At 54.0% G+C, this 14455-nt stretch carries 15 protein-coding genes and 1 pseudogene; 15 read left to right on the top strand and 1 reads right to left on the bottom strand.

Features of this window, described 5'->3' with window-relative positions; genetic code table 11:
* Positions 1 to 124 precede the first annotated feature (124 nt).
* From V6575_RS22365 to V6575_RS22345, 5 genes are all read left to right on the top strand, one after another.
* Positions 125 to 361, top strand: a complete 237-nt coding sequence (locus V6575_RS22365; RefSeq protein WP_340277617.1) for a TRAP transporter large permease subunit — start codon at positions 125 to 127, stop codon at positions 359 to 361.
* A gap of 414 nt (positions 362 to 775) precedes the next feature.
* On the top strand, positions 776 to 2440 hold the full coding sequence (locus V6575_RS22360) for an FAD-dependent monooxygenase (protein ID WP_340277616.1): 1665 nt from the start codon (positions 776 to 778) through the stop codon (positions 2438 to 2440).
* 102 nt (positions 2441 to 2542) lie between these two features.
* On the top strand, positions 2543 to 3520 hold the full coding sequence (locus V6575_RS22355) for a Bug family tripartite tricarboxylate transporter substrate binding protein (RefSeq protein WP_340277614.1): 978 nt from the start codon (positions 2543 to 2545) through the stop codon (positions 3518 to 3520).
* 75 nt (positions 3521 to 3595) lie between these two features.
* The gene (locus V6575_RS22350; protein ID WP_340277613.1) at positions 3596 to 4060 is read left to right on the top strand and encodes a tripartite tricarboxylate transporter TctB family protein; all 465 of its coding nucleotides are present in this window, start codon (positions 3596 to 3598) and stop codon (positions 4058 to 4060) included.
* Between the two features lie 4 nt (positions 4061 to 4064).
* Positions 4065 to 5549, top strand: a complete 1485-nt coding sequence (locus tag V6575_RS22345) for a tripartite tricarboxylate transporter permease (RefSeq protein WP_340277611.1) — start codon at positions 4065 to 4067, stop codon at positions 5547 to 5549.
* Positions 5550 to 5597: 48 nt separating this feature from the next.
* Here V6575_RS22345 and V6575_RS22340 read toward each other — a convergent pair whose 3' ends face one another.
* Positions 5598 to 6509, bottom strand: a complete 912-nt coding sequence (locus V6575_RS22340) for a LysR family transcriptional regulator (protein WP_340277609.1) — start codon at positions 6507 to 6509, stop codon at positions 5598 to 5600.
* Positions 6510 to 6732: 223 nt separating this feature from the next.
* On the opposite strand from V6575_RS22340, the gene V6575_RS22335 reads away from it, so the two are divergent.
* The 10 genes and pseudogenes from V6575_RS22335 to V6575_RS23380 all read left to right on the top strand — a co-directional run bounded on the left by V6575_RS22335 (position 6733) and on the right by V6575_RS23380 (position 14426).
* Entirely contained in the window at positions 6733 to 7485 is a 753-nt protein-coding gene (locus V6575_RS22335; protein WP_340277607.1) for an IS6 family transposase, read from the top strand.
* Between the two features lie 476 nt (positions 7486 to 7961).
* Entirely contained in the window at positions 7962 to 9515 is a 1554-nt protein-coding gene (locus V6575_RS22330) for an ABC transporter substrate-binding protein (protein ID WP_340277605.1), read from the top strand.
* A gap of 95 nt (positions 9516 to 9610) precedes the next feature.
* Positions 9611 to 10057 (top strand): ABC transporter permease, encoded by a 447-nt coding sequence (locus V6575_RS22325; protein WP_340277604.1) that lies wholly within the window; start codon positions 9611 to 9613, stop codon positions 10055 to 10057.
* Positions 10058 to 10068: 11 nt separating this feature from the next.
* Positions 10069 to 10404 carry an ABC transporter permease gene (locus V6575_RS22320; protein WP_340277603.1) on the top strand — a complete coding sequence of 112 codons (336 nt, stop codon included), beginning with the start codon at positions 10069 to 10071 and terminating at the stop codon, positions 10402 to 10404.
* A complete protein-coding gene (locus V6575_RS22315) occupies positions 10397 to 11272 on the top strand; it encodes an ABC transporter permease (protein WP_340277602.1) in 876 nt (291 codons plus the stop codon). Before V6575_RS22320 ends, V6575_RS22315 begins: the two co-directional genes overlap by 8 nt.
* A 1-nt stretch (position 11273) precedes the next feature.
* A pseudogene (locus V6575_RS22310) lies at positions 11274 to 11828 on the top strand (ATP-binding cassette domain-containing protein); the annotation flags it as partial.
* Positions 11829 to 11906: 78 nt separating this feature from the next.
* A complete protein-coding gene (locus V6575_RS22305) occupies positions 11907 to 12266 on the top strand; it encodes an oligopeptide/dipeptide ABC transporter ATP-binding protein (RefSeq protein ID WP_340277622.1) in 360 nt (119 codons plus the stop codon).
* Positions 12263 to 13240: an ABC transporter ATP-binding protein gene (locus tag V6575_RS22300; RefSeq protein ID WP_340277601.1), complete on the top strand. Its 978-nt coding sequence runs from the start codon at positions 12263 to 12265 to the stop codon at positions 13238 to 13240. The genes V6575_RS22305 and V6575_RS22300 overlap by 4 nt, the downstream gene beginning before the upstream one ends.
* 100 nt (positions 13241 to 13340) lie before the next feature.
* Positions 13341 to 14138 carry a sugar phosphate isomerase/epimerase family protein gene (locus V6575_RS22295; RefSeq protein WP_340277620.1) on the top strand — a complete coding sequence of 266 codons (798 nt, stop codon included), beginning with the start codon at positions 13341 to 13343 and terminating at the stop codon, positions 14136 to 14138.
* Between the two features lie 66 nt (positions 14139 to 14204).
* A complete protein-coding gene (locus V6575_RS23380) occupies positions 14205 to 14426 on the top strand; it encodes a hypothetical protein (RefSeq protein WP_422785621.1) in 222 nt (73 codons plus the stop codon).
* Positions 14427 to 14455 lie beyond the last annotated feature (29 nt).

Below are 14455 nucleotides of genomic sequence, written 5' to 3'. Positions count from 1 at the left end.
GAATGCTCGCCTGAGGACGCCCGAAATCCGTTCGTTGCCAAGCATCGGCGGGAGCAACCAAATAAGCGGACCCATCATAGAACGAGCTCCGCTCATCGGCTAATCCGCGCACCAACGCCCCTCTTTGCTGCTCGGCATGATCCTTGACAGTAGTTCTATCTTGCTGATCGTGGTTCCAATCGCAGCGCCCATTGCCCAAGGGCTTGGGTTTGACTTAGTTCACTTCGGCATCATCACTGTGATTGCGGTTGAAGTCGGCCTCCTGACGCCGCCCTTTGGCATATTAATCTTCACGGTTCATGCAACGCTCGGCGATAGCGACACCAAGCTGGAAGCCATCTTTGCTGGCGCAATGCCCTAAGTTGCTGTGATGCTTGGAGTCTTAGCTCTGACCGCAGCGTTTCCGCAATTGGCTGTGTCTTAGGGGGAGGTCCGCTCTGGGCTATAAAACCAGGCACCAGACAAGCTAAAACCTGTTTCTTGCGATAGCGCTCCAGGGCGTTCGATGTCATCGAACGCCTGTTGGTTACGGTCAAAAAGATCCGTCAGCCCCAATCAGCCATGCTTGAAATGTTCCGTCCCTGCCATCCGCTATCTGCCTCGCCGCAGCCGTTTGCCGATGATTTCGGGTCTGAGGCTTCAGGCACCTCACCTTCCAGGCCATAATATTTTATTATGCTAGTTGTCCGATTACTCATTGGATAGCTAAATTCTGTCCCGTTAACAATGGAGTCATGGTTTGAAAAATAACGCTTTGGACTGCTGAGTTTAGGCAATGCCGAGCGACGAAAAAGGTGAGGAACAAGAGCCCATGGCGCTCAGCGGCAACGAGAATATAGTCATTATTGGCGGCGGCCCTATAGGCATGACCCTTGCCCTCGACCTTGCCTACCGTGGTGTATCAAGCACCATCATTGAAAAAACAGACGGCCGAATTGAGACGCCAAAGCTGGGTCTCATCAGCGTGCGAACCATGGAAATTTTCCGTCGGCTGGGCATCAGCAACTACGTCAAGGATACGAAGTTCAAGCGAGACTATGGACTTTCCATGGTCTATTGCACCTCAATCGCGACCCATTTTCTGGGAAAAATTCCTTACCCATCCCTTGAGGACGAACCTTCTTATCCGGGTAGTCCAGAGACGAAGTGGCGCTGTTCGCAGATTTTCCTCAACCCGATGCTCGAAGAGCGCGTTGAGGCCTGTCCGCAGATAGACTACCAGAGGATGACCCAGTTTGAACGCTTTGAGGACGATGGCGATGAAGTCATCGTTCACGTGCGCAATGTCGAGAATAACATCACCTCTAAGCTGAGAACCCCTTATCTCATCGGCTGTGATGGTGCCGGAAGCCGTGTTCGCAAGCAACTCGAAATCGAGATGCTGGGCGAAGGTGCGCTTGATCACTCCGTGGCAATCTTCTTTCGCTCTGCAGCTTTGGCAAGTGAACAAAAAATGGGTGAAGCCGAGCGCTATTTCTTTGTCGATGACAAGGGTTGGTGGGGAAATATCAGCGCAATGGATGGCTATGAGCTTTGGCGTTTGACTGTTTCGGGTGCCGATGGAAAGTCCGAAAGCGTTGTCGAAAACGCAGCTTCATGGGTCCGTCGCGCACTTGGGTCGGACGATCTTTCGTTTGAGCTGATTTCCGCCTTGCCTTGGAGGCGGAGCCAGTTGACTGCATCAGAATTCAGCAAAGGGCGTGTTTTTTTAGCTGGAGATTCCGCCCACACAATGTCGCCAACTGGCGGCTTGGGCATGAACACGGGGATGGGAGATGTCAATAACCTGGCCTGGAAGCTGACAGCTTGCGTGCAAGGCTGGGGAGGGGAAAACCTGCTGAATTCCTACTCCATTGAGCGCCGTCCGATCGCCGACAGAAACGCATCGGTGTCCACGCAAAACTTCAATCAGCTTAAATCCGTTGTTGATTGCACCGGCATATTGGATGAAACCCCCGAGGGGGAAGGCGTTCGCCAGAAAATCGGTACCAAAATCACCGAAGCAACGAAGACTGAATGGGAAACCATGGGGGTCCATTTGGGCTATCGCTATGAGGCATCTCCCATTCTGGCGGCAGATGGCACCGACGAGCCCTACGACGATCATCGCTATTATGTCCAAACGGCGCGCCCTGGTCATCGTGCCCCACATGCATGGTTGGGAGGTGGTCCTGCAAATGGCCTGTCTACGCTCGATCTGTTCGGTCCGGGCTTTGTCCTGCTGCGATTGGGGAAATTTCCCCAATCTTGCGACACATTCGAGAGAACCGCGCGCAAGCGCAACATACCTCTGCGTGTCATAGATCTGGATCGGGCAGACCTCCTGGAGCTCTACGAAGCACCGCTGGTCTTGGTTCGACCAGATGGGCATGTGGCCTGGCGCGGACAGACAGTGCCCGAAGATGCAGAACAGCTATGGGACACAGTTACGGGAGCTTGAGGTGATGGAATGGGCGGAGGGTTTGGAGGGAAGCTCTCTTTTCGAACCGAAAAGCTGAAATCACTTAATAATAAAATATTCAAAACCTTGGAGGAGGAACATATGAAACGGACGATTGAAGTGGGCCTGGGCTTGATTGCAGCCCTGATCATGACCGCAGGCGTAACGGCAACAAGCCTCGCAGATGAATATCCATCGTCGGCAATCACGATGGTTGTCCCCTTCCCTCCGGGCGGAGGAGCAGACATCATCATGCGTGCGTTGGGTAAAGAGCTCTCAACTCAGATGGGCCAGTCAATCATTATTGACAATCGTCCGGGCGCAGGTGGCACAATTGCAGCCACATATGCAAAAAACGCCAAGCCAGACGGCTACACTCTGTTTTTTGGCAATACCAGCACGCACGCCACCAACCAGCACATCATGGATTTGAAATATGATCCTGTGGTTGACTTCTCACCCGTCAGCAGTCTGCTGATCATTCCACATGTTCTGGTGGTTCCCGCAGATAGCTCTGTGGAGTCTGTTGAGGACCTTGTTGCGCTGGCCGATACCAAACCAAATGGTCTGAGTTTCGCCACGCAAGGGCTTGGAGCCGGTGGGCAGATTCTTGGAGAGCAGTTCAGCAAGGCAACTGGCAAGAGCATGCTAGCGATTCCCTACAAGGGCGGCGGTCCGGCTCTGCTCGATACATCCGCAGGCAGAACCGACTTTATGTTCAGTGGCCTGCCGCCAGTGCGTTCATTCCTGGCAGACGGCACATTGCGCATTTTGGCGGTTGCAGGACCAGAGCGTCTCAGCATTATGCCTGACGTGAAAGCCATGAGCGAGCTCGGTTATCCTGAGGTCAATTTGAACTTCTGGATGGCCGTTTTTGCGCCAGCTGGTACACCAAGTGAGATCACCGAAAAAATCTACAAAGAACTCGTGACTGCAGCAAATTCTGATGCGATGACTGAGTTGGTCACCAAAAGTTCGATGCGACTGCAGGTGAATGGGGCCGCTGCCCTGGCCGACCAGGTCAAGTCTGACACCAAAACAGTCGGCGACCTTCTAACGGGCGTCGGTTTGAAGAAATAGTGCTTCCAACACAAACACTGGGCAGCTTCTGGCTATAATCAGAAACTGCCATTCTTCGAACAATGGATTGATAGTGTGGATCAAGATTTCAGAATTCGAAGACCCGATCTCATATTGGGTCTGGCGCTCGTTGGCGTTGGTGTTGGCGCCGCCGCGCTGAGTGTCAACTACGATATCGGCCATTTGAATGATATAGGTGCTGGCTTTTTCCCCCTCATAGTCGCTGCCTGTCTCATTTTATGCGGCCTGTTGATCGGACTATTCAGCTTCAGTTCTCCCGAAACGACGCTAGTGCTTCCAAAAAATGGCGTGCGAGCAATACTCGCAATCTTCTGTGCGATCTTTGCGTTCTCAATGACCATCGAGCCGCTGGGACTAGTACCTGCAATCGTTTTGACTGTGATCATAAGTGCATTCGGATCGCACGAGGTGGTGGGGAAGCACCTGCTTATTGTGGCAATTGTTCTTCCGATCATTTGTTATCTGACCTTCATCATGGGGCTCGATTTACACGTTCCCGCTTTCCAATTGGGGCGATAAATTCATGTTCAGTGATTTCCAGCTCGGCCTTGAAGTCGCCCTGTCATGGAACGGCTTGCTCATGTGTGCAGTGGGTGTGACCCTTGGCACGTTCATAGGCGTATTGCCCGGCGTTGGCGTTCTGGCGACCATTGCAATGTTGCTCCCCATTACGTTTGGAATGGAGCCTGCGATTGGGCTGATCATGCTGGCTGGAGTGTTCTATGGCGCGGCTTATGGTGGCTCCACGGCAGGCATTTTGCTCAACCTACCGGGCACGGCCAATACAGCGGTGACTTGTCTTGATGGTTTTCCGCTGAACCAGCAGGGTCGCGGCGCAATGGCGCTTTTTGTCACCGCCATCGCGTCTTTCGTCGGCAGTATGTTTGGAGCGCTCATCCTTGCAGTCCTTTCACATCCCCTTGCAGAAATGGCGAGAGGCTTTGGCCCGCAAGAATATTTCGCACTTCTGCTCTTGGGCATTATTGCCGCCTCCAGCTTTTCCTCGGTGGGTCTTGTTCGCGCAATTGCGATGACATTCTTCGGTATTCTCATCGGGCTCATCGGTGTTGATATGAACACCGGCATTGAGCGCTTCACCTTCGGCTCCCAGTTCCTCTACGATGGGATGCCGCTGGTGGCCTTGGCAATTGGCTTGTTTGGCATCCCCGAAGTCATCAAGAATCTGGCGGAAAAGAACACGCCCAAGATTGAGCAACCGCATCTTTCGTACAAAGCGATGTTGCCCAAACGACAAGAATGGAAAAGGGCCGTTCCTGCCATGGGCCGCGGAGCGGGCATTGGCTCCATATTGGGCGTCCTGCCGGGGGCTGGAAGCTTGATTGCCTCTTTTGTATCCTACGCGGTTGAGCGTAATCTTTCCAAGACACCCGGGAAGTTTGGCAAGGGTGCGATTGAAGGGATTTCTTCACCTGAGTCAGCGAATAATGCCGCTATTCAAACCGCTTTCGTGCCGACACTCACTTTGGGCGTGCCCGGTGATTCTACGATGGCCATCGTGCTCGCAGCCTTGTTGGTGCATGGCATAAACCCAGGGCCGCAATTTGCCAGTCAACACCCGGATATCTTTTGGGGTCTGATTGTCAGTTTTCTGATTGGGAACTTTCTTCTGCTCATCATCAACATTCCCTTGATCGGCATTTGGGTGCGGCTTTTGTCCATCCCGTACACAATCCTGTTTCCCTGTATTGTCGTATTCTCCTGTGTTGGCGTTTACAGTGTTCGATATGAGACGATTGACGTTCTGTTCATTGCTGGCTTTGCTGCCCTTGGATTCGCTATGCGCCTCTTCAGATTGGAGGCTACGCCGCTGCTTTTGGGGTTTGTGCTTGGGCCCATGCTAGAGGAGCATTTCAGGCGAACGCTGCTTTTGTCGCGCGGAGATCTGGGCGCTTTCGTGTCTCAGCCCATAAGCATTACGCTCTATCTGGTGTCAGCCGGTATGGTATTTTGGGTTGCCAAAAACGCTCTGGTTAAGCGCTTTAGGTAATGTCGATAACAGATCTAAACGGTTGCTATAAACACAAATTTCGATTGCTCACAGTTGCTGTGAAGTTGGATTGGTTTGCAACGCAGCGCGTACCATAGCGGTGAAACTGCGCAGGGCCGGGGAAGATTTTGAGGATCGGCGGCAGACAATGCCAGCCTCGAAGTCCCACAATGTGCCCTCTTGCTCTATTCCGACGATGCCCATTTCTTTGAGAGTCTCCAGGCCTTGCTCCGCATAGGTCGTGAGAAAATCCGTTTTACGCAAAAATGACACAGCGCCCAAGGTGCTTGTTTCGACTGCGATCTTGGGTGGCTCCAGGCCATGAAGCGAAAAATAGGATCCGATTCTGCTTGTACTTTGAACGTGATTTACGTGAACGAGCCAAGGATAGGAAGCAAGGTCTCTTGGTGAAACCCGCTTGAGTTCAGAAAGTGGATGCCCCTCACGCGCAATCACCGTGTGCCGTATCTTAAGAATTGTCTCTTTGATGATTTCAGAATGGGATGGAAAATCAAGCGTTCCGCAAACAGCGTCGAGCTCGCCCGAAAGCAATTGTTCCAGCTGCCCAGCGTAGCCGCCCGAGATAACCGAAACGCGTACGTTTGGAAACTGTTCCTGAAACTCTCTGATCACCGAAGGTAAAAACTCCAGGATCCAGACCGGTCCGGCGGCAATTCTCAACCGCCCCCCAATACCCTGATTGAGATCGACCATCTCGGCCAGCGCGTGCTGATATTCAATGCTCATCAATTTAACCCGGCGGGCAAGGATCCTGCCTTCCGGTGTTAGAACCACGCCGCTCGCCCGGCGCTCGAACAATTTTACATACAGGGTTTCCTCGAGCTGCTTGATGCTCCGGCTAATCGCAGGCTGGGTTATCCCAAGCTGGCGTGCTGCCTCGGAAATTGATCGCGTTTCGGTGATGGTCAGAAAATGAAAAAGCTGCCTGGTATGCATCATGAGCTGGTTGTTCTCCCCGCGGCGTAAGGAACGCGCGCCTCCCATGGCATAGAATTTTTTTATGCCTGCGGCAATTGCAACACGGTCACTTGACCAAGCGCTTAAAAGCCTACGCTTGCGATCATTTCCTTGGCCAAACGGGCGTGTCACAAAGTTTCTCTGTTAACGCGGCTTTGAGATTTGGATGATGAACCGGCGCTCCGATTTGTTGGAGTGCCGGTTCATGATTCTCAATGCAATTGCCGAAAAGCTGAAACGCCAGTCGAAGGATGACTTCAAAGGCAGACAGTTCGAGGCATGGCTGATCATCCAGGCAGTATCCTGGTACTTGCGTTATCCGCTGAGCTATCGGGACCTAGAGGAAATGTTCCAGGAACGCGGCTTTGACGTGGACCACAGTTCAATCAACCGTTGGGTTTTGGGTTATGCGCCGATGATCGAGAAGCGGCTGCGCAGGTTCCGAAAGCCCCATTGCGGTTCAGTCCGGATCGACGAGACTTACATCAAAATCCGCGGTCAGTGGCGCTATCTGTACCGGGCCATCGACAACTACGGCAATCCGGTGGACTTTCTGCTGACTGCAAGGCGCGATCTCGATGCTGCCAAACGCTTCTTCCGTAAGATGTTGAAGGATGAACCAATGCTTTCACCCGGCAAGATCGGCACCGATGGTGCGGGAACCTTTCGACCGGCAATCAAAGATAGCGTCGAGGAGAAACTGCTCACATCGGACCCGGTCCACTACGTCACCAAACATCTCCAACAGGGAATTGAAAGCGACCATTTCCGGGTGAAGAAGAATATGCCGAAGGTGTGCGGCTTCCAGACGTTCAACACCGCGAAGCGGACTATCGCCGGGTTCGAGGCAATGCTGTGGCTCAGGAAAGGCTTCGGCTTTTCCGGCGGCTGGACTGTCAACGATCAGAATGACCTCATCGCGCGCCTATTCGGACTTCAAAAAGTTAACAAAGCATGAAAACCCAGCCTGTTATGGGATAGCTGCGGCGGCCGAAAATCTTTGCGACGCGCCCTTTTGAAGAAGGTATCGACCTCCGCGCCTTCGAATTACCATCAGGAACGGCTCAAAGGATGCCCATTCGCCTTCTTCCATCAAAAGTCGAGCCAAGATAGCCCCCGCAATAGCCACCTTGAATCAGATTATCGATGATTTGGAAAACAAGTTTGTCAATACAACCTTGTGTAACAACTTCCGACTTGCCAATGACCTGCCTTACCATTGGCAAATGGCGATGACATCAATTGATATAGATATTACCTCATCAGCAAGCAACATCCCATAGTGAGAGTGTCAAAAAACAGCAAGCCTAGGGTCTCTTTGCCCCAAAAAAAGGGATGCTCTCCAGACAGGGAAAATCGATGTTTTATAGAGACCTATATATCAAATGTACCCCAAAGCGATTACTCGCAGCCGTGCTGCTTTCGGGGACAATCTTGACCGTTGGCGGCCTGACCAACACGGCCTCCGCAGAAGAAAAAGTCGTGGTTGCCGTGAGCCCTCTAGGGGCGGACTCCAACCTTTATTGGACCACAGCCGGTGCTTTCATTTTTCCGTCCATGCAAACACTTGTGGGCAATGATGCGCAGACCGGCAAATACGACAACAGCCAACTCGCAGAAAGCTGGGAACACAACGAAGATTTCACCTCCTGGACGTTCAAGCTTCACCCAGCGGCCAAGTTCAGCGGCGATTGGGGCCCTGTGACTGCGGCAGATGTGGTGCATAGTTTTAACCTCCATATCGGAGAAGACGCCAAGCTCAGCGGGATCAGCAATTTCCGCAAAATGGAAATCACGGCTGTAGACCACCACACAGTCCGTTTTGATCTGCCAAATCCAACGCCGAACTTCCTGTTTTCTCATGCAGGACGGGGATCACTGGTGATCTACAGCAAAGCACAATTCGACGCTGAAGGTCTGGCTGGATATGAGGATGCGCCTGCGGGTTCTGGCCCATTTGAATACAAAGGACGTGAAGTAGGCCAGTCACTCACGTTTTCCACCATCGAGGATCATTGGACAGGTGTTCGCCCCGAATTCGACGAGATCGAATTTCGCTGGGTGGGCGAACCTTCGACCCGTCTGGCGATGCTCTCTGCCGGTGAAGCCCATGCGGTGACCCTGCCGCGCGATCTGCAAGACGATGCTGCAGAGCCTGGCCAGAAAGTGCTCTCTTCCAGCGAAGGTGCAATGCAATCCACTATGTTGTTCACCGGACAGTTCATGAATCCGGAAGCAGAGGAAAACCGTGATGCACGGACTTATGCCTGGGCTGACCAACGAGTGCGCGAAGCTGTAAACCGTGCGCTGGACCGGGACGCGATCCTGGAAGTGCTTTATGGTGAGGGCGTGCGGGCACTCCCTGTCTATACAATGGATCCACGATTCCCGGGCTTCTCAGAAGAGATTGCGAAGGGCTTTGACGACGCCTATGGGTATGATCCGAAAAAAGCGATGGCCTTGTTGGCCGAGGCTGGTTACCCGGATGCGTTTGATAACCCGGAGATCCCTCTGGTTGTGACCTCCTTGGCCGGGAACCCGGAATTTGCGCAGATGGCGGAACTCGTTCAGGCCTATCTGGACGTGGTTGGCATCAAGACCCAGATGCGCGAACAGGACTGGGCAACAGGCAACACTGCTATCCGTGGTTTTACAGCAGATTTCGTGACCCCGATGCGCAATGCCCCTGTTCGTCCTAGCGCTCTGGGTGTGCAGATCTTCTTTACCAAACACGCCAGCCCGCATCTCGATATCGGCGATCCGGAACTCAATGATCTCGGTGGCAAACTGATTTCCGAGACGGATCCTGCAACACGGGATGAAGTTCTGAAGGCGATGTTCACGCGTATCTTTGACAGCTATGCGCATATTCCCATGGCGACGGTTCCGGCCTCAGTTGTGGTGAACGGCGATCTTGTCGAAGGCTGGAACTTCCCGGGTGCATCCTCTTCCGGCCTAAGCCACTACCACCTGATCGACCTGAAGTAACACAGCTTCGGACAATCGTGCTGCCTTGACTGCGGCGGGACCTCTTGCGGGCCCCGTCAGCCCATTGCTGCGCCGAAATATTAAGGATTGCCCGAGTGGTGAAATATCTCTCACGCCGGATCGCATCGAGTCTCTTTGCGCTTTTGGTCATTACATTCATCGTGTTTTTGCTGACACAATTGTCTGGCAGCCTGGTGGATGCACTTTTGCCGGACGACGCAACCCAGGAACAGATTGATAGCTTCATTCGTGAATGGGGTTTAGACAAGCCGCTTTGGCAACAATATCTGACGTTCCTTAGCAATGCCGTGCAAGGTGATTTTGGAACATCCCTTAAGTGGCCCGGCCAAGATGCCATGGGCTTTGTTCTGGATAGGATGCCTGCCACCCTCCAGCTAGGCGGATTGGCCATCCTGATGAGTGTGGTGATTGCACTGCCCCTGGGGGTCGCCGCCGCTGTCTATAAAGGCGGATCGATTGACAATGGCGCGCAGATCTTTGCGTTGTTCGGGCAATCAATGCCGAGCTTCTGGCCCGGTTGACCCGCTCTGCGATGCTAGAAGTGCTCGATGTCGAGTACATCAAACTCGCACGGGTCAAAGGCGTTTCAGAATGGATTGTGGTCTGGAAACACGCCCTGCGCAATGCCGCTGTGGTTCCCCTGACCTACTTCGGTATACTTGCTGCCTCGATCCTGACAGGCTCAGTCGTGATTGAAACCGTGTTTTCGTGGCCAGGCATGGGGTGGGTTGCAATTGAGGCTATCCGGGGACGCGACTTTCCAGTCGTTCAGGCAGTCATCATTGCCTATGCGGTCATCTACATGATCTCAAACCTTGTCGTAGACCTGCTCTACGTCGTTATTGATCCGAGGGTCCGGCATGGCTGAGCTTCACATGCAATCCCACCGTTTGCAGAACCTCTGGCAAACAATCCGCGAACTGCCGCTTTTACCAATTGGGGTCCTGCTCATAGTTTTCATCATTCCGGCCTTCTTTGCCGAAGTGATAGCCCCGCATGATCCTTATGTGCCAAACCTGCGCGCTCGGCTACAACCGCCCGTTTTCTTTGGCGGCACATGGGACTATATGCTCGGCACAGATCGTTTGGGGCGCGACATCCTCAGTCGTATTCTGCATGGTGCATGGTACGTGCTTGCGGTCTCATTGATTGGTATCGCGGTGGGGGTCGTTGTCGGCACCACGCTTGGCCTGATTGCCGGCTATGCACGCGGCTGGTTTGATGGGCTGGTCATGAGGCTTGTTGACATCTCGCTGGCGCTGCCTGCCATGTTGCTGGCCTTGGCGCTTGCTGCTGCGATCGGCGCGAGCTTTCTGTCAGTGGTGATCGTGGTCGGCTTTGCGCTTTGGGCCTATTTCGCGCGGCAAGTACGCGCCGAAGTACTGCTCCTGCGCAACAGCGATTTCGTTGCGCGTTCGCAAGTGGCTGGCGCTTCTCACTTGCGCATCCTGTTTCGCCACATCCTGCCAAATGTGATGAATACCATCGTGGTACTGGCCACCCTGCAGGTGGGCATCGCCATCATGCTGGACGCCAGCCTGAGCTTTCTGGGCATCGGCATTCCGCGACCAACACCAACCTGGGGTCTGCTGGTCTCCGATGGGCGCGATTTCATCGCAACCGACTGGTGGATTTCGTTCTTCCCCGGCCTTGCCATCCTTCTGACCGTGATGGCGGCGAACATGCTGGGGGATTGGCTGCGCGAACAGCTCGACCCGCGACAAAGGCAAATCTGATATGACACATAAACAAGAAACGCCTTTGTTGGAGGTGCGTGACCTGCGCGTGGAAATCTCCACCAAGGCAGGTAAGTTCTTTCCGGTTAACGACCACAATTTCACCCTGAACTCTGGCGAAACGCTTGGCGTTGTGGGTGAATCCGGGTCGGGAAAATCCATGACAGCAATGTCGCTGGTGCGTTTGCTGCCCAAACATGCTGCGCGCGTTACATCGGGCAGCATCAAGTTGGAAGGCCATGAGCTGCTCTCTTTGTCGCCAAGCGAGATGCGCAAGGTCAGGGGGCGAGACATTGCGATGATCCTGTAGGATCCGCAGACGTCATTGAACCCCTCTTTTACCGTCGGAAATCAAATAACCGAAGCGCTGCGCCTGCACGCGCCCGGGCCCAGCAGAACATTGCGGGAGCGCGCCATCGAAGCCTTACGAAAGGTCAAGGTAGCTGCTCCCGAACACCGCGTAGACTCTTACCCAAGTCAGTTGAGTGGTGGCATGCGGCAACGGGTTGTGGGGGCCATCGCCATCTCCTGCGCACCGAAAGTCATCATTGCAGACGAACCAACAACTTCGCTTGATGTGACCGTTCAGGCGCAATACTTGCGGCTTTTGAAAGAGTTGCAAGAAGATACCGGCATGGGGATTATCTTTATCACCCATGACTTTGGCATCGTCGCCAATCTCTGCCACCGGATCGTGGTGATGTATTTTGGCCGGATTGTGGAATCGGGCACTGTGGAGCGGATATTCGCCAAGCCTGCGCATCCCTACACCGAAGCGCTGATTGCCGCCGTTCCCAAATTACATGGCCACAAAGGACGTTTGCGGACGATCCCCGGTTATCCTCCACCGCAGTCAGAACAGCCCCCCGGCTGCCCTTTTGCGCCACGCTGCGAAAAGGCAGATACGCGTTGCTTTACTGAGCTGCCGCCAACGGTTGACGCCGATGGCGACGGAGAGCATTTGGCAAGTTGCTGGAGGGTGGCCGAACAATGACCAACACTCCAATCCTCAAAGTCGAAAACCTGTCCAGGCATTTTACCTTTCAAACCGGGATGCTCAAACGGCAAACCCGAACCGTCAAGGCAGTAACCGGACTGAATTTTGATATCTGCTCAGGCGAAACTCTCGCGCTGGTCGGCGAATCCGGTTGCGGCAAGACCACAACGACCCGTTTGCTGCTCCGCTTGCAATCACCGACCTTCGGGCGGGTGCTTTATGATGGGCAGGATATCAATGAGCTCAAAGGTGCCGGGCTCAAGGCTTATCGCTCCAAGGTACAAGCGGTTTTTCAGGATCCATGGTCCTCAATCAACCCGCGTGTTCGTATTCGCGATTTTGTAGCAGAGCCTTTGGTCGTCAATGAAAAGCTAACTTCGGGCGAAGTCGAGCGCCGGGTGCATGCTGCGCTCGATGCAGTCGGATTGCGGCCGCAGGATGCTAGAAAGTTCCCACATGAGTTCTCAGGGGGGCAACGCCAGCGGATTGCCATTGCCAGCGCCATCGTTTCGCGCCCACGGCTGATTATTCTCGATGAACCGGTATCTGGGTTGGACGTCTCGATACGTTCGCAGATCATCAATCTGTTCAAGGATCTGCAAGCCGAATATGGGCTGAGTTATATTCTGGTCGCCCATGATCTGGCCACCACCCGCTATCTCACCGATCGGGTCGCCGTTATGTATCTGGGCCAGATCATCGAACAAGGAGCCACTGACGACGTCTTTGATGCCCCCGCCCACCCCTATGCCGAGGCGCTTTTGTCAGCCGCCCTCTCGGCAGATCCGGGCGAGGTGCGCAACGAGATCCCCATGAGCGGTGAAGTTCCTTCTCCGCTGAACCCGCCCAGCGGTTGCGCGTTCCATCCGCGCTGCCACCGCAACATGGGCGAAATCTGTCAAAGCCATAGCCCCGCCCTTGGAGTGCAAGCTCCAAATCGCACCGTTAGCTGCCATCAATACGCCCCATAACCCGAAACCCTTTGCAAGCCTGCACCTGTCTGCTCCGTCGGGAAGGTCGCACGCTTCCGCTCAAGTCTCTATCAGCAAGAAAGACCGACTATGAAAATTACTGCTGTCACCAACGAAGTCTATCCTGACACTGTCTCCTGACAGCCTGCCCAAGATCTTTGGCCGGGCGACAGAAGCAGGCATTCGCTCGTTTGAGCTGCGTGTGGTTGAAGGCAAACGCTTTCCCATGTTCGAGCCGGACGCCTGGGACCGTTTGAAAGCACAGTCGGAAGCCCATGGTATCCAATACACCGCCGTCTCCCCCGGCCTTTTCAAAGCTCCCCTGCAGAGCGAGCTGATACAGCTGCATGCGGACCATCTGTTGCCTATGGGCCTGGATCTGGCCGATGCGATAGGCGTCAAGACGCTGATTCTGTTTGGCCCAACCCGCGCAGAGCCCGAGCTCCCTGGTGAGTTCGAGCAGGTCGTCGAGTTGATCAAAACGGCCGTTGACAAGGCGGTTGCGCGCGGCTTCACGGTTCAGCTTGAGAACCTGCCTGGCAGTTGGGCAGATACTTCCGACGCTTGCCTGGCCTTGCTGAAGGCCGTTGACCGGCCCGACTTCGGCTATGTCTGGGACACAGGCAACCTTTATGAAGCCGAGCAGGAACATTTTCGTGCAGGCTATGAAAAACTTAAACCGTACATCCGCAATGTCCATCTCAAGAATGGTGCTGTGGTTGACGGCAAAATGGTCTGGAAACGCTACGGCGAAGGCGTCACAGATGTGAAAGGCCAGGTCGAAGCCCTCATTGCAGATGGCTATGAAGGTACCTTGGTGCTTGAGGCGGCGTGTCAGCCACACGAATTGGAAGATTTTCCGACGTCGATGGCCTATCTCAACTCCATCCTCGCCTGAAACTGATCTGCTCCCGATGAATCTGACCAGCCCGATGGTTGGTTTGGATATGATGCGGCTATTCAGATGAGTTTCATCAGGCCGCATTGTGCCCGATCCACAGCGTTGTTGCCCAATAGGCAACAACGCCTGACGTTTGAACGTGGTCTTTGCCTTCTTCTGCGCTTCCTCATCGACGCATTTGCGCGCCGGATTGTCGGATGGCGGGCAAGCCGCACAGCCAATGCGGGATTTGTTTTGGATGCACTGGAACAAGCCATTCATCAACGCAGAGCAGCTCAGGGCTGATTGGTCCATTTTGAAAGTTAGTACATGTT

Origin of the sequence: Roseibium algae (assembly GCF_037783265.1) — a bacterium.
Classification (GTDB): Bacteria; Pseudomonadota; Alphaproteobacteria; order Rhizobiales; family Stappiaceae; genus Roseibium; species Roseibium algae.
The sequence above is the reverse complement of the archived record's forward strand: the minus strand, read 5'-3'. Positions and strand labels throughout refer to the sequence as shown.